Raw genomic sequence first — 14,858 nt, 5'->3', positions numbered from 1 at the left:
CGGCTGTCAGGTCCCGGGCCCCTCGGGCCAGGGACGAAACCGGTTCGTGATGGGAAACCGCCGGTCCTTTCCGAACGCCCGCGGCGTGATCTTCACGCCCGGGGGGGCTTGGCGGCGCTTGTACTCGTTTCGGTCTACCAGGGCGACCACCCTGCGCACCACCTCCCGCCCGAACGCGGCCTCCAGGCTCTCCACCGGCCGGTCGTCCTCCACATAGGCCTGGAGGATGGGGTCGAGGATGTCATAGGGCGGAAGGGAGTCCGTGTCTTTCTGCCCGGGCCGCAGTTCGGCGCTGGGCTCCTTCGTAAGGATGGCCTCCGGGATCCAGGGCCGGCGGGCCTCGGCGTTGCGCCAGCGGGCCAGGCGGTACACCCAGGTTTTCGTCACGTCCTTGAGCACCGCGAACCCACCGGCCATGTCCCCGTAAAGCGTGCAGTAGCCCACCGAGGTCTCGCTCTTGTTCCCGGTGCTCAGCACGAGCCAACCGAACTTGTTCGAAAGGGCCATGAGCAGGGTGCCCCGGATCCGGGCCTGGATGTTCTCCTCGGTGACGTCGGGCTTTGTTCCCTCGAACGCGGGAGCCAGGGTGTCGAGGAAGGCGTCGAACACCCGCCCGATGGGGATCTGGAGGAACCGGATCCCGAGGTTTTCGGCCAGCGCCCGGCTGTCCTCGACGCTTCCGGCGCTGGAGAACGGGCTTGGCATGGTCACCCCCACCACCCGGTCCGACCCTAGGGCGTCCACGGCCACCGACGCCGTCAGCGCCGAATCGATGCCGCCGCTCAGCCCGAGCACCACCCCCCGGAACCCGTTTTTCTCCACGTAGTCGCGGCAGCCCAGGACGAGGGTGCGGTAAATCTCCTCCTCCGGCCCCGGAAGTTCGATGGTCCGGTGGGGAAGGGCCGGCTTCGCGGCCGGCGGTAGCGGGGGAAGTTCCTCCACGCCCGCCAGGGGCACGGCCGAGGACTCCCGGCGCACGGCCACCCGGCGGCGGGGATCCCGGAGGCGCTGGTTCAGAACCTCGGCCGGGTCGATGTCCACGACGAGGTAGTCCTCCTCGAACGGAAGACCCCGCGCGATCACGTTCCCCCGGGGGGAGAGCACGAGCGAGTTCCCGTCGAACACGAGCTCGTCCTGGCCGCCCACCAGATTGCAAAACGCGATCGCGGCGGCGTTGTCCGAGGCGCGGGTCGAGAGCATGGTCTCTCGGAACTGCACCTTTCCGGCGTGGTAGGGCGAGGCCGAGATGTTCACGAGGAGTTGGGCGCCGCCCGCCAGGGCCTGGGTGCGGGCCGGGCCGCCCGGGTACCACATGTCCTCGCAGATGGTCACCCCGAAGGCGCATCCGTCCAGCCGGAACACCCGGGTCTCGTCGCCGCGCTGGAAGTAGCGGTGCTCGTCGAACACCCCGTAGTTGGGGAGGATGCACTTCTTGACTACGGCCCGGAGTTCGCCGTTGTGGAGCACGGCCGCCGCGTTATAGAGGTCGTCTTCCCGATGGACAAACCCGACCACGGCGCAGAGCCCCCGGGACGCCTCGGCGAGTTCCTCGAGGGCCTTCAGGTTCTCGTCCACGAACGAGGGCTTGAACAGGAGGTCTTCTGCGGGGTACCCCACGAGGGCACACTCGGGGAACACGGCGAGATCGGCCCCCAGGCGCTTGGCGTGTTCGATCCCCTCCCGGACCTTTCGGGCGTTTCCCTCGATGTCCCCCACCGTGGCGTTCATCTGGCAAAGGAAGATGCGCATCCCTGGACCTCGGGCACTGGGGCGGGCCGACGATGGGGGCGCGAAGCGGGGCTCTCGGGCCCGTCTCCGGAAATCCCCCGGAAGATCCCTACACTACGCAAAACACCGACCTCGTTGCAACGGCGTTGCCCCCCGTCGGAACCGGTGATACGGTCCGGAGTTTGGGGCTGCAGGACGACGGCGGGCCCGCGGCGAAGACTCCGGTGGGCTGGGAGGCGGCCTGCTCGCCACAGCAGACCGCGTTCGAGGTTCGATCACGTGGTGGGCCGCCGGGGTGCGGGCCAAGGCACCGGCGCCCGCAAGACCGGCGGCCGTGGACCGAAGTTGCCAGAGAAATGTACCACGGAGGACACGGAGAACATGGAGGCACGACCCCTTTTCCCGTCACCGGCCGGAAGGGAAGATTCGCCGCCCGGAAGCCGGTGACCCAAGGCCTGGCGAGGGAGGAATCCACGTTGCGAAAGGTCAGTTTCGGAGCGTTGGGGGTTCTTGTGGCGTTTCTTTCCGCCGTCTCGTGGGCGGCGAACCCGCGGGAAACCCCGGTGGTGAGGGCCGTGCGCAAGGCGAGCCCCGCGGTGGTGAACATCTCTACCGAGATCGTGACCCGGGGAAGCCCCTTTGCCGGCTTGAATCCGTTTTTTGAGGAGTTCTTCCGGGACTTTTTCGGGGGACTTCCGGAAACCGCCCGGAAAACCCGGAGCCTGGGGTCGGGGGTGATCATCGCGGCCGACGGCACGATTCTCACCAACGAGCACGTCATCGCCAACGCGAGCCGGATCACCGTGACCCGGGCAAACGGGGAGACCTACGAGGCCCGGCTCGTAGGGGCCGATGGGCAGACCGACGTGGCTGTTCTCCGGGTCGATGCCAAAGGGGATCTTCCGGTCCTCGAGATGGGCACCTCCGCCGATCTCATGATCGGGGAGACCGTGATCGCGATTGGGAACCCCTTTGGGCTCTCCCACACCGTGACCACCGGGGTCGTGAGCGCCGTGAACCGAACGATCCGGGGCGACAACGACCGGGTCTACACCGACTTCATCCAGACCGACGCCTCGATCAACCCCGGGAACTCGGGCGGGCCGCTTTTGAACATCCTCGGGGAACTTATCGGGGTGAACACGGCCATCTACCAGAAGGCCCAGGGCATCGGGTTCGCGATTCCCATCGACAAGGCCCGCCGCATCGTCGAGAACCTCTTGGAATACGGCACCGTGCACCGGGCCTGGCTGGGGGTGCACGTGCAGGACCTTACGCCCGACCTGGCCCGGTATTTCGGGGTGCCCCAGGGGGTTGTCATCACCCGGGTGTTCGAGGGCAGCCCCGCGGCCGAGGCGGGGCTCGAGCGCGGCGACGTGATCGTCCGGGTGGACGGCCGGGCGGTGGAGGACCGGGAAACCTTTTTCCAACGCCTCGCCGGCTACACGGCGGGCAGCCGGATCCGGATCGACGTGGTGAGCCGGGGGGCCGAGAAGCAGGTGGTGGTCGAAGCCCGTGAGATCCCGGACGCGTATGTGGAGTTCCTAGGGCGAGAATGGCTGGGGGTCGAGGTGGTGCCCAACTCGCTGAGCCTGGCCCGACGGTACGGGCTCTTCACCGACCGGGGTCTCGTGGTCACCAAGGTCACCCCCGGCTCGGCGGCCGCCCGGGCGGGCATCGAGCCGGGCGACGTGCTCCGGCAGATCAACGACCGGCCGGTGGACGGGCTCGACGCGTTCCGGGAGGCCCTGCTCGCCGCGAGCCAGCGCGAGACCGTGGTTCTGGTGGTGCAGCGGGGCCGAACCGCCTACTACGTGACCTTGACCCCCTAGTGAGGCGTTTCCGAGGTCCCGTGGTTTTCCCGAGGGGTGGGGCCGTGGGGCCGTTCCTTCGCTGAACGGCCTCGCGGGGGCCGCCTCGGCGCGTGAGGGCACGCGCCGCGGCCGCTCCCCTGGCGCCGGGCGGCCCGAACGGCTCGGCCGTCGCGCTTCGCCGGGCCTCCCAGCCCCACCGGGGCAATTTGCTGACCTTTTTGCGAGACAAAACACGAGCGCAGAACCCTACGCCGGCGCCTGCCGGTTGCCACGGGCTCCGTTCCCGCTATCCTCCCCCGGAGGGACGGGTACCGGGAGGAGACACGGATGGACGAACGCAAACTGCGCAGGTGGCACCGGTGGGTGGGGATCGCGGTGCTTCCCCTCGCCGCGATCCAGGTGGTGAGCGGGCTGTTCCTCGGGCTCGGCCGGTTCGGCCGGGTGCGGGATGCGGTGTCCGGGTATTTTCAAGACCGGGGCTGGGACGCGCCGCTCGCCTTCTGGGATTTCGTGACCTTCGAAGCCCATTACGGCGGGGGCACACTCGGAAGGACCCGTCTCCTCCTTCTGGGCGGCGGGTTGCTGTTTCTCCTGGCTTCCGGGGCGATCCTGTTCGCCAGGGTTCAGGGGCGGCTGTGGGGCCGCCCCCCGGCGCAGCCGATCCCGGCGCACCCCCAAACCTTCGCGGCTCGCCGCCGGGTGTACGTGCTCCTCGGGGCGGCCGCGGTCGGGTTCGGGGTGCTGGTGGTGACCGTGCTCTCCCAGGGGCTTCGGATCAGTGCCGTGTTTGCGCCGGCGATGCACGCCCTCTCCCGGGCGGCGGTCCACGTGTCGGGATCCCACCGCGTGCTGGAGGAGCTCCTGGTGGGCGACCCGGAGGCCCGGCTCGACCGGGTGTGGGACGAGTTGGAACGGGCCGGCGCGTACCTGGAGGCGGTCCGCGAGGGCCGCACCCTGGGTGGGGTGACGTACCTTCCCGCGCCCTCCCCGGAGGCCCGCCGCCGGATCGACGGGGCCATAGGGGCCTTGGGGGGGCTTCGGGATCTGACCGTCGAGCGGTTTGTGGTCGGCGAGGCGGCCGGTTCGGCGTTGGACCAGCGGTACGACCGGGTCTTCGAGGGGTTCCAGGACTCCGTCCAGGGGGTGGAGCAGGCGGTGTTCGACGGACTCCGGGACGCCCAGGAGAGGCTGGTTTCCACCCATCTCGCCCTCGGAGGGGCGTGTCTCGTGCTGGTCCTGTGGCTGGGGATCGAGGCCCGGCGGTACGACGAACAACGGGCCTCGTACCTGCGGGAGGTGGAACGGGGCCGGGACCGTCTGGAACAGGAACGGGCGTTTCTCGAGCAGGTCGTCCAGCAATCGGCCGACCCGCTGCTCCTGTTCGACCGAGACGGGACCGTGCTCGAGGCCAACGAGGCCGCCTGCCGCTGGTTGGGGTACGAGCGCGGGGAGTTGATCGGCAAGGGGTGGGACGATCTCGATGCGACCCACTCGTTCGCCGTCCTGAAGGGGGACTGGGACCGGCTGGAGCCGGGGGCACCTTCGTCGCTGTGTCACGCGGTGCGGACCCGGGACGGGGGGGTCCTGGAGAGCGTCTCCAACCAGGGGGTGATCCAGGCCGGCGGGGACCGGTGGGTGGTGTGCCTGCTCCGGCCAGCGGAACGGGCCTGATCCAGGGCTCAAGGCCCGGGGCGCCGGTGCCGATCAGGACGGGGTCGGAAAACCCCGTGGGGGCGCGGAGGACCGTCGTGGACCGAGGACCCGTTTTGGATTGGGAGGGCGCTCTGGCCCGGGTGGGGGGGGACGAGGAGTTCTTGGGGGAGCTGGTGGGCTGTTTTCTCGTGGACCTTGACGGGTACGTTCGGGACCTGGTGGGGGCATCCCCCGGCCCGCAGGCCCGGGCCGCGGCCCACCGCATCAAGGGGGCGGCCCGGAACATCGGGGCCGAGGCCTTGGCCGAGGCCGCCGAGGCGGCGGAGGGGTCGGAAGGCGCCCCGGAGGACGTCACGGCCGTGGAGCGGGAGGCCGATCGCCTGCGGCGGTACTGGAAGGAGCGCGCCGGATGAGGGTGCTCGTGGCGGACGACGACGCCATCTCTCGGAGGGTCGCCACGAAGATCCTCTCCGACCTGGGGTGCGAGGTGACCGCGGTGGACGGCGGCCTGGCGGCGTTGGAGGCCATGAGTCTCGACCCGCCCCACGTTCTTCTCACCGACTGGGTCATGCCCGACCTCGGGGGTGAGGACCTGATCCGGATGGCCCGGGCCCAGGGGTTCCAGGGCACGATTTGGTTCGCCTGCCCGCGGGAGGGGGCGGAGAACCGCGAGGCGGGCCTGGCCGCCGGGGCCGACGCCCCGGTCCACAAGCCCTTCGACCGGGACGAGGTCGCCCGGCTCCTGGCGGATCTTACCAAAGGAGGGTAAGGTGTCAGCCATCCTCGTGGTCGACGACGTTCGGGTCAACCGGCTCATGCTGGTCAAGGGGCTCGCCCCCTTGCCCGCGATCGAGGCCGAGGATGCGGCCGAGGCCCTGCGGCTGTTCTTCGAGAGGCGCCCTGCGGTGGTGGTCCTGGATCTCGGACTCCCCGACGTGGACGGGGTGACCCTTCTTCGTATCATCCGCCAGCACGACCGGCGCTTCGGGCAGGAGACCCCGGTGGTCGTGGTGAGCGGCGAGGGAACCCGGGAGCACGTGGTGGAGTTGGCCCGGCTGGGCATCCACGGGTTTTTCGTCAAGCCCGTAAACCCCGCGAAGCTGGCCGAGAAGGTACGGGAGCTCTGGCCCGGGGCGGGGGAGGACGAGGAGGGGGCGGAAGAGGACGAGGAAGAGTCGGGGGACGAAGAGGGGGAAGAGGCCGCGGCGGAGTGACGGGCCGGTGCGGGGGTTGGCCTTCCTCTCCGGCTTCGGGTTCTGGAACGCCATGACCAAACTGTATCCGATTCAGCGGCGGTACCCCAGGGCCGCCATCGAGGGCGCGACCCTGGTGCGGTGCGACCGCAATCCCGTGACCGAGGGGTTCACGAAGACCCGGGTCATCGGCCTGGGGGGGTGCGGGTTCGAAAGCGACGAAACCCTGGGCATCGGGCGCCTGGTGGAGTTGTGGATCAAGATCCCGTCGGCGGAGCAGCCGGTACGGGCCCTCGGCCGCATCGTGTACGAGCGTTCCCTCTCGCCCGGCCGTTACGAGGTGGGGGTGGAGTTCCTCCGGGTGCCTGCGGAACACCGAGAGGCCATCGCAAAGCTCTTCCCCGCCCCGGAATCCCGCGGGGACGAAACCTCCCGCTCCGCATGACTCCCCAAGGTCTGGCGCCCCTCGTCCCCGCCCGCTAGAATCCCGCCGTTCGTACCGTTCCGCCGCGTCCATGCCGATGCTGGGAGGGGGATCGAATTCCGGGTTCGACCCGGGCAGACGTGCCTCCCGCAGCTTGGGGCGGGCAGCAACGCCGCAATTCCGCGGGCTTTCAGCCGCCCCAGCCGCCGGGCCGCCCAGCAGGAAGCCGTATGAAAGGGTGCAACATGGTTCCCGAACCGGTGCGCCGCCGCGCCGAGGAGTTGCGCCGGCTCCTCCACTACCACAACTACCGGTACTACGTCCTCGACGCCCCCGAGATCCCCGACGAGGAGTACGACCGCCTGTTCCGGGAACTCCAGGACCTGGAGCGGCGGTACCCCGAGCTCGTGACCCCCGATTCGCCCACCCAAAGGGTGGGGGCGCCCCCGCTGGACGCCTTCGAACCGGCCCCCCACGCCGTGCCGATGCTCAGTCTCGAAAACGCGATGGACGAGGCGGAACTCCGGGAGTTCGACGCCCGGATCCGCCGATTCCTCGGGACCGAGGAGCCCCTCGTCTACTCCTGCGAGCCGAAGTTCGACGGGCTCGCGGTGGAGCTCACGTACGAGGGCGGGGTGCTCGTGAGGGGGGCCACCCGGGGCGACGGGTTCGTCGGGGAGGATGTGACCGCGAATCTCCGCACGGTCAGGACCGTGCCCCTTCGTCTCCTCGGCGATCCCGTTCCGAGGTTGGTGGACGTGCGGGGCGAGGTGGTCATGCCGGTGGAGGCGTTCCGGCGGCTCAACGCCGAGCAGGAGGAGGCGGGGCTCGCCCCGTTTGCCAACCCGCGAAACGCGGCCGCCGGGTCGGTGCGCCAGCTCGACAGCTCCATCACGGCCCGCCGCCCGTTGGAATTTTTTGCCTACGGGGTTGGACGGCTCGAGGGGGTGGCCGTGGCGACCCAATGGGAACTCATGGAACGCCTGGCCGGGTGGGGATTTCGGGTGGCCGAGCACCGTCGCCGGGCGAGGGGGATCGAGGAGGCGGTGGAGTACTGCCGGCAGACCGAGGCCCGCCGCGACGAGTTCCCCTACGAGATCGACGGCTGCGTGATCAAGGTGGACGATGTCGGGCTCCAGGAGAAGCTCGGTACCAAGGCGCGCGCGCCCCGGTGGGCGGTGGCGTACAAATTCCGACCCAGGCAGGCGGTGACCCGGGTGCTCGACATCGTCCCGAGCGTGGGCCGTACCGGGGCCATCACCCCCGTGGCGGTGCTCGAGCCCGTGAACGTGGGGGGGGTCACGGTGAGCCGGGCCACCCTGCACAACCCCGACGAGATCGCCCGCAAGGACGTCCGGATCGGGGACTGGGTGGTGGTCCAACGGGCCGGCGACGTGATTCCCGAGGTGGTGCGCCCCCTGGTGGAGCGGCGCACGGGCGGGGAACGGCCCTTCGTGATGCCCGAGCGGTGTCCGGTCTGCGGGGCCCACATCGAGCGGCCTCCGGGCGAGGTGATCCCCCGGTGCACCGGGTTGAGCTGCCCGGCCCAGATCAAGGGCCGCATCCGGCATTTCGCCTCCCGCAGGGCCATGGACATCGACGGGCTCGGCACGAAGCTCGTGGACCAGTTGGTGGACCGGGGACTGGTGCGCGACCTTTCGGATATCTTCCGGTTGCGGGTGGAGGACCTCGTGCCCCTAGAGCGCATGGGGGAGAAGAGCGCCCGAAAACTCGTGGAGTCGATCGACCGCGCCCGGGAGCGGGATCTCGCGCGGTTCGTGTACGCCCTGGGGATCCGCCACGTGGGCGAGGCCACGGCCCGGGCCCTGGCCGAGCGGTTCGGCACCCTGGAGGCCCTCATGGACGCGTCGGAGGAGGAACTCCTTGCGGTTCCCGACGTGGGGCCCGAGGTGGCGGCGAGCATCCGGTCGTTCTTTTCCGAGCCCAGGAACCGGGAGACCCTCCGGAAGCTCCTGGAGGCCGGGGTGAGGCCGATCCCGGTTCGGGGCGGCCCGCCTCGGGGCCCGCTGGCCGGGAAGACCTTCGTGTTCACGGGAACCCTGGAATCCATGACCCGGGACGAGGCGAAGGCGCGGGTGGAGGGGCTGGGGGGCAAGGTGTCGTCCTCGGTGTCCCGGAAGACCGACTACGTGGTCGTGGGCGCCGATCCGGGCTCCAAGGCCGAGAGGGCCCGGCAGTTGGGGGTGAGGACGCTGACGGAGGACGAGTTCCTGGCCCTGATCGGGACGCGGTGAACCGCGGACCGACGACCGCGGACGGCAGACTGACGACCGACGACCGAAGTTGCGAAAGGAGACCCGATGATCCGCACCGAACGCGACGGGGGCGTCGCCACGGTATTCCTGGACCGTCCCAAGGTGAACGCCCTTTCGCCCGAGTTTCTGGAGGCGATCCAAAGGGGCCTGGAGGAGGCCTGGTCCGACCCCCGCGTCCGAGCCGTGGTGCTCGCGAGCGCGCAGGACCGGGCGTTCTCGGCGGGGTTTGATCTGCGGGCCCTCGACGCCCTCCAACCCGAGGCGTTTGCCCGGTTTTTCGGAACCTTTGCGCTGTTGTATCGGAAGGTCGCCTGGGCCCGGGTGCCGGTGGTGGCGGCCGTGGGGGGGCACGCGCTGGCGGGCGGGGCCATCCTGGCGCTCGCGTGCGAGCGCCGGGTGTTCGGAACGGGGGAGTGGGGGTTCGGCCTCACCGAGGTGGACCTGGGGCTTCCCCTGCCGGGCGGGGTGATGGAGATGCTCAAGGCGGAGGGAGACGCCCGCACGGCGTACGAGCTGGCCGCCATGGGGCGGGTGCTCCGGCCCAACGAGGCCTTTGAGCGGGGCATCGCCCACCGCCTCGTGCCGGCCGACGAGGTGCTGGCCGCCGCCCGGGAGGAGGCGGCGGCGCTCGCGGCCAAGCCACCCCGGGCCTTGGCCGCCCTGCGGGAGGCCCTGCGCGCCCCTCTCGTGGCCCGCATGGAGGATGCCGATCGCGACGCCGGGGCCGCCTTCCTGGATTGGTGGGCCTCTCCTGAGGCCACCGAGCGGCGCCGCAAGGTGCTCGAGAGGCTGGGGAAGGGAGGCTAGGATCTGTGCGAAGGCCGGCACCCGACACCCGGCGGCCGAGCCTGGCCGAGCGCCTGGAGGCGTTCCTCTGGGACTCGGCGGGTACGGGCCGGTTCGCGTCGGTCGTGCGCACCGTGCTCATCACGGGCTGGAAGTTCCGGGCCGACCGCGGGTTTCTTCGGGCCTCGGCGCTGACCTATTCCACGCTGTTGAGCCTGGTGCCGCTTTTGGCCCTGGCGTTCTCGGTGCTCAAGGGGCTCGGGGTCCAGCGCCGGCTCGAGCCTCTGATCCTTCGGCACCTGGCCGCGGGCAATACCGAAATCGCATCGCGCGTTCTCGAGTACGTCGAGCGCACGAAGGTGGGCTCCCTCGGGGCGGTGGGGCTTGTGGCGCTGATCGTGACCGCCGTCGCGGTGATCGGGAACGTGGAACTCAGCCTCAACGACATCTGGCAGGTGCGCCGGGGCCGGTCGCCCGTGCGGAAGGTGGCGGACTACCTCTCCATGCTGATCCTGGGGCCGGTGCTCCTCTTCGCCTCGATCAGCCTCACCACAAGCCTCCAAAGCCCGGCGGTGCTGGAACGGCTCCAGGTACTCGGGCCGGTCCTCCGGGGGGGGCTGCGGCTCCTGCCCTTTGCCGCGGTGTGGGTGGCGTTTACCGCGCTCTACGTGATCCTTCCGAACCGGAAGGTCCCGATCCGCTCCGCCCTGGTCGGCGGCGTGGTGGCCGGCACGATGTGGCAGGTGGCCGAGTGGGCTTACATCGAGTTCCAGATCGGGGTGGCGAAATACAACGCCATCTACGGGGCCATGGCGCAGTTGCCCCTTTTGTTCGTGTGGCTCTACTTTAGTTGGTGCATCGTGCTCTGGGGGGCCGAGCTCGCCTTCGTGCACCACCTGCCCGGCAGGGGACGCTACCTGCGGTCGCGCCACGAACTGTGGGTGCCGCGGTTGGAAGGGGCGCTGGCGTTTCTCGTGCCCGTGGCCGCTCGTCACCTGGCCGGGGAGCCAGGGCCCACCGAGGGCGAGGCGGTGGCAGCCACCGGGTTTGACCCGGCCGACGCGGGACGGGTGCTCGACCGCCTGCTGGAGGAGGGGTGGCTCGTGCAGACGCAGGAAGATCCGCCGCGCCTCGCGCCGGGGCCGTGCCCCGAGCACGTCCCGGTTGCCGAGCTCCTCGCGTCCATACTCCGGGTGGGCGAGGGGGGGGACGTACCACAGGCGGTTCGCGCGGCCCTGGAGCGGGAGTTCGGGGACCGAACCTGGGCCGACCTGTCTCGCCGGGAAGCGCCGTGACCGCAGTCTGGGCCTTCGACCTCGACAACACCCTCTACCCGGCCGAATGCGGGCTGTTCCGGGAGGTGGACCGGCGGATCCGTCGGTTCATGGCAGAGCGGGTCGGCATCCCGCCGGCCGAGATCCCGGGGCTCCGGGCCGAGTACAAGCGCCGCTACGGCGTGACCCTGGGGGGACTCCTGGCCCATCACGGGGTGGACCCCGAGGAGTACCTGGCCTACGTCCACGACGTTCCCGTGGAGCGCTATCTCCAGCCCGACCCCTCACTGGCCGAAAGCCTCGAGGCCCTCCCGGGGGAACGGGTGATCTTCACCAACGGGTCCGTGGGCCACACCCGGCGCGTGCTGGAGGCTCTGGGCGTCGCCCCCCTCTTCTCGGCGGTCTTCGACATCGCGTTCATGGGATACGTGCCCAAGCCCCGCCCGCAAGGGTACGAGCGGCTGCTGCGGGCCCTGGCGGTGGCCCCGTCGCGGTGCATTTTGGTGGACGACCTGCCGGAGAACCTGGCGACCGCCAAGGCCTTGGGGATGCGGACCGTCGGCGTGGGCCCCGCGGGGCCGCGGGACGGGCATCCCTGGGTTGCGAGCCCCCGGGAGTTGCCCCGGGTCTGGGAGCAGGTGCTGGGCGACGGCGGTTCCCCCGAGCCCTCACCGCCCACCGGACAGCCCGGCTGAGCCGCGACCCGGACCGACGGTTCGCAGAGGGGACCTCGCGGGCGGAAACCCGTTCGCGACGCTCTTGGGGCCCTACGAGCCGCAAGGTAGCACCCGGATCAGGAACGCGATGAGGAAGCGGTGACCGTGTCAGGAGTCAGTGGACAGACGACAGAAGACAGGGGGTTCTCTGACCTCTGACTTCTGAATTCCGGCCCTTGATACGGCAGCCGCTCCCACAGGTTTGGACAGCCGCCGACGCTGGAATCCCAAAGGATTTTGGCGTCCTAGCATCCCAGCCTCCCAGCGTCCTAGCAGGAAGTTACTTGGATAAAGGTTGAGGTAAGCTTTGACGCCGAGATCCGGATGGTTTCCCGCTGGCAAGCCGCCAAGCCGCCCCATGAACCCCTACGAGACCCTGGTCGCCCGCCTTACCACCCTGGCCATGGGCTATCCCCCCCGGGAGGTCCTGTTGGAGATCCTGCGGGAGACTTTTTCGGAGGAGGAGGCCCGGGTGGCGTCGTTTCTTCCGACAGGGGTGCCCCCCTCGATCCGGTCCCCGCGGAACGGGTGGCCCAGGAGGCCGGGATGGGGCCCGGGGAGGTTCGGCGGGTGCTCGACGGGTTGGCCGAACGGGGGATGATCTACCGTCGGCGGACCCCCTCCTCGGCCGTGTACGCCCTCCACCAGGTGGGATTCGGGTTTCCCCAGACGTTCTTCTGGGCCGGCGAAGATACCCCCCACGCCCGCCGGATGGCCGAGTTTGTGGTGAAGTACTTCAACCGCCACGTGACCCGCGAGGCCTATGCGGCCGCGCCCACGAAGCCCTACCGGTATGTGCCCGTGGGCGCCTCCATCCGCCCCGAGCGCCAGGCCGTGCTGCCTCACCACGCCATGGACCCCATTCTGGCCCGGGCCACCCGGTTCGCGGTGGCCCACTGCCCCTGCCGGGTCACGGCGCGGTTGCGGGGCCGGCCGTGCCCCCACCCGGAGGAGGTGTGCCTCAAGTTCGACGAACTGGCGGAGTACCTGATCGATTCCGGGCTGGGCCGCGAGATCTCCCGGGACGAGGCGCGGCACCTTGTCGACCGGGCGGCCGGGGCCGGACTCGTCCACTTCGTCGACAACGCCCGGGATGGCGTGAAGCACAACTGCAACTGCTGCGGGTGCGCCTGCTGGAACGTGGGGAACCTGCGGCGGCGAAAGATCCCCCGGGACGTGCTGATGGCCGTGTATTTCCTGCGCCGGACCGACAGGGACGCCTGTACGGGTTGCGGGGCCTGCGCCGAAATCTGCCCGGTGGCCGCCGTGGAGATGGGGGCCGAGGGGCCCGAGGTGGACCTCGAGTGGTGCATCGGGTGCGGGGTATGCCACACCGTGTGTCCCACCGAGGCCGTGTATATGGAACCACGGTGCGACCAGCCCGAGGTGCCCGAGACCTTCGCGGCCCTCCACCGCCGGATCCTCGCGGAGAAGGGGTTGATTGGGTGAAACAGATCAGCATTACCACGGAGTGGATTCGGCTCGACCAGGCGTTGAAGTCGGCCGACTGGGTCCAGACCGGGGGCGAGGCGAAAATCCGGATCCAGGCGGGCGAGGTCCGGGTCAATGGCGAGGTGGAGACGCGACGCGGCCGCAAACTCCGGCCCGGCGACCGCGTAGAGTGGCAGGGCCGTCTGTCTGAGATCGCGGCCGCGGCCGGGGGCGCAGGGGAGGAGTAGGGGGGCTTCGGGATCGCCACCACCCGACGACCGACGTCCACAGACCTCCTCTTCGTTTGAAGCGACGAAACCTTGACACCGACCCCCCGTTCGGGTATTTGCAAAACGTCGTTTTTGGTTTCCCCCCAACCAAAGGAGGTCTCCATGGAACGCCGCAGTTTCCTCAAGAAGGCCGGTGTCGCTGCTGCCGCCGCCGGCGCGGTCACCTTCGGGAAGGCCCCCGCGGTCATCGCGGCCAAGAAGTACAAGTGGAAGATGGTGACCACGTGGCCCCCCCACTTTCCGGTGCTGGGTGAGGGCGCCGACCTGCTGGCCAAGTGGGTCGAGGAGATGAGCGACGGCCGGCTCAAGATCCACGTGTACGGCGGCGGGGAGCTCGTGCCGCCCCTGCAGACCTTCGACGCGGTGAGCCAGGGCACGGTGGAGATGGGGCACGGGGCGGCGTACTACTGGGCCGGGAAGATGCCGGCTTCCCAGTTTTTCGCGGCGGTGCCCTTCGGGTTCAACGCCCAGCAGATGAACGCCTGGCTCTACGGCGGCGGGGCCTGGGACCTGTGGAGGGAACTCTACGCGGCCTTCAACGTGGTGCCGTTCCCGGCCGGGAACACCGGCGTGCAGATGGGGGGCTGGTTCAACAAGGAGATCAACTCGCTCGAGGACTACAAGGGCCTCAAGATGCGGATCCCGGGCCTCGGGGGCAAGGTGGTGGCCAAGGCCGGTGGAAACGCGGTGCTCGTGGCCGGTGGCGAGATCTACACGAACCTGGACCGGGGCGTGATTGACGCCACCGAGTGGGTGGGTCCCTACCACGACCTCAAGATGGGGTTCTACAAGGCGGCCAAGTACTACTACTACCCGGGCTGGCACGAGCCGGGCACGGTGCTCGAGTGCATCGTCAACAAGAAGGCCTGGGAGAGCCTGCCCAAGGACCTCCAGGCCATCGTGGAGACGGCCTGCTGGAGGTCGAACATCTGGATGCTCTCGGAGTTCGACGCCAAGAACAACGACGCCCTCCAGGAGTTGGTGCAAAAGCACGGAGTGCAGCTCCGGCGGTTCCCGGACGACGTGCTCAAGGGCTTGCACAAGCTCGCCGAGGAGGTCCTGGACGAGGTCGCGGCGTCGGACGCCATGAGCAAAAAGGTGTACGAGCACTTCAAGGCCTTCCGTAAGAAGGTGGACGCCTGGACCGACATCTCTGAGCGCAGCTACCTGGAGGCCCTGCGGCTGTAGGCTTCGGGCAGTGCAGGCACGAAAAAACGGGCGGTCCCACGAGGGGCCGCCCGTTTTTCGTGTGCGCTTTCCGGCCTTCTAGCTT

General features: G+C 69.6%; 14 protein-coding genes. 13 read left to right on the top strand and 1 reads right to left on the bottom strand.

What is annotated here, in order from left to right; all coding sequences use genetic code 11:
- Positions 1 to 6: 6 nt before the first annotated feature.
- Positions 7 to 1,749, bottom strand: coding sequence for an NAD+ synthase (locus ACYQ8L_RS13360; protein ID WP_459942304.1), 1,743 nt, complete (start codon positions 1,747 to 1,749; stop codon positions 7 to 9).
- A 455-nt stretch (positions 1,750 to 2,204) separates the two neighbouring features.
- Between ACYQ8L_RS13360 and ACYQ8L_RS13355 the strand changes: the two genes are divergently transcribed.
- The 13 genes from ACYQ8L_RS13355 to ACYQ8L_RS13295 all read left to right on the top strand — a co-directional run bounded on the left by ACYQ8L_RS13355 (position 2,205) and on the right by ACYQ8L_RS13295 (position 14,773).
- Positions 2,205 to 3,560, top strand: a complete 1,356-nt coding sequence (locus ACYQ8L_RS13355) for a Do family serine endopeptidase (protein ID WP_459942303.1) — start codon at positions 2,205 to 2,207, stop codon at positions 3,558 to 3,560.
- A gap of 309 nt (positions 3,561 to 3,869) precedes the next feature.
- Positions 3,870 to 5,213, top strand: a complete 1,344-nt coding sequence (locus tag ACYQ8L_RS13350; protein ID WP_459942302.1) for a PAS domain S-box protein — start codon at positions 3,870 to 3,872, stop codon at positions 5,211 to 5,213.
- 77 nt (positions 5,214 to 5,290) lie between these two features.
- The gene (locus tag ACYQ8L_RS13345) at positions 5,291 to 5,608 is read left to right on the top strand and encodes an Hpt domain-containing protein (protein ID WP_459942301.1); all 318 of its coding nucleotides are present in this window, start codon (positions 5,291 to 5,293) and stop codon (positions 5,606 to 5,608) included.
- Entirely contained in the window at positions 5,605 to 5,964 is a 360-nt protein-coding gene (locus ACYQ8L_RS13340; protein ID WP_459942300.1) for a response regulator, read from the top strand. The genes ACYQ8L_RS13345 and ACYQ8L_RS13340 overlap by 4 nt, the downstream gene beginning before the upstream one ends.
- Before the next feature lies 1 nt (position 5,965).
- The gene (locus ACYQ8L_RS13335; RefSeq protein ID WP_459942299.1) at positions 5,966 to 6,409 is read left to right on the top strand and encodes a response regulator; all 444 of its coding nucleotides are present in this window, start codon (positions 5,966 to 5,968) and stop codon (positions 6,407 to 6,409) included.
- Between the two features lie 52 nt (positions 6,410 to 6,461).
- Positions 6,462 to 6,833: a PilZ domain-containing protein gene (locus tag ACYQ8L_RS13330; RefSeq protein WP_459942298.1), complete on the top strand. Its 372-nt coding sequence runs from the start codon at positions 6,462 to 6,464 to the stop codon at positions 6,831 to 6,833.
- 224 nt (positions 6,834 to 7,057) lie between these two features.
- Positions 7,058 to 9,067 (top strand): NAD-dependent DNA ligase LigA, encoded by a 2,010-nt coding sequence (gene ligA, locus ACYQ8L_RS13325; RefSeq protein ID WP_459942297.1) that lies wholly within the window; start codon positions 7,058 to 7,060, stop codon positions 9,065 to 9,067.
- A 66-nt stretch (positions 9,068 to 9,133) separates the two neighbouring features.
- Positions 9,134 to 9,895, top strand: a complete 762-nt coding sequence (locus ACYQ8L_RS13320; protein WP_459942296.1) for an enoyl-CoA hydratase/isomerase family protein — start codon at positions 9,134 to 9,136, stop codon at positions 9,893 to 9,895.
- Between the two features lie 5 nt (positions 9,896 to 9,900).
- Positions 9,901 to 11,169 (top strand): YihY/virulence factor BrkB family protein, encoded by a 1,269-nt coding sequence (locus ACYQ8L_RS13315; protein ID WP_459942295.1) that lies wholly within the window; start codon positions 9,901 to 9,903, stop codon positions 11,167 to 11,169.
- Complete coding sequence (locus tag ACYQ8L_RS13310) at positions 11,166 to 11,843, top strand: pyrimidine 5'-nucleotidase (protein WP_459942294.1); 678 nt, start codon at positions 11,166 to 11,168, stop codon at positions 11,841 to 11,843. The genes ACYQ8L_RS13315 and ACYQ8L_RS13310 overlap by 4 nt, the downstream gene beginning before the upstream one ends.
- A gap of 567 nt (positions 11,844 to 12,410) precedes the next feature.
- Positions 12,411 to 13,313, top strand: coding sequence for a DUF362 domain-containing protein (locus ACYQ8L_RS13305; RefSeq protein WP_459942293.1), 903 nt, complete (start codon positions 12,411 to 12,413; stop codon positions 13,311 to 13,313).
- A complete protein-coding gene (locus tag ACYQ8L_RS13300) occupies positions 13,310 to 13,543 on the top strand; it encodes an RNA-binding S4 domain-containing protein (protein WP_459942292.1) in 234 nt (77 codons plus the stop codon). The genes ACYQ8L_RS13305 and ACYQ8L_RS13300 overlap by 4 nt, the downstream gene beginning before the upstream one ends.
- Before the next feature lie 144 nt (positions 13,544 to 13,687).
- On the top strand, positions 13,688 to 14,773 hold the full coding sequence (locus tag ACYQ8L_RS13295; RefSeq protein WP_459942291.1) for a TRAP transporter substrate-binding protein: 1,086 nt from the start codon (positions 13,688 to 13,690) through the stop codon (positions 14,771 to 14,773).
- Positions 14,774 to 14,858: the final 85 nt, after the last annotated feature.

The sequence above is a fragment of the Deferrisoma palaeochoriense genome, assembly GCF_054656955.1.
The sequence above is the reverse complement of the archived record's forward strand: the minus strand, read 5'-3'. Positions and strand labels throughout refer to the sequence as shown.

Excerpts from the sequence above, each read along its gene's own strand:
- ACYQ8L_RS13360 (WP_459942304.1), bottom strand. The coding sequence starts at position 1,749 with ATGCGCATCTTCCTTTGCCAGATGAACGCCACGGTGGGGGACATCGAG.
- ACYQ8L_RS13350 (WP_459942302.1), top strand. The coding sequence starts at position 3,870 with ATGGACGAACGCAAACTGCGCAGGTGGCACCGGTGGGTGGGGATCGCG.
- ACYQ8L_RS13340 (WP_459942300.1), top strand. The coding sequence starts at position 5,605 with ATGAGGGTGCTCGTGGCGGACGACGACGCCATCTCTCGGAGGGTCGCC.
- ACYQ8L_RS13330 (WP_459942298.1), top strand. The coding sequence starts at position 6,462 with ATGACCAAACTGTATCCGATTCAGCGGCGGTACCCCAGGGCCGCCATC.
- ligA (WP_459942297.1), top strand. The coding sequence starts at position 7,058 with ATGGTTCCCGAACCGGTGCGCCGCCGCGCCGAGGAGTTGCGCCGGCTC.
- ACYQ8L_RS13320 (WP_459942296.1), top strand. The coding sequence starts at position 9,134 with ATGATCCGCACCGAACGCGACGGGGGCGTCGCCACGGTATTCCTGGAC.
- ACYQ8L_RS13305 (WP_459942293.1), top strand. The coding sequence starts at position 12,411 with ATGGGGCCCGGGGAGGTTCGGCGGGTGCTCGACGGGTTGGCCGAACGG.
- ACYQ8L_RS13295 (WP_459942291.1), top strand. The coding sequence starts at position 13,688 with ATGGAACGCCGCAGTTTCCTCAAGAAGGCCGGTGTCGCTGCTGCCGCC.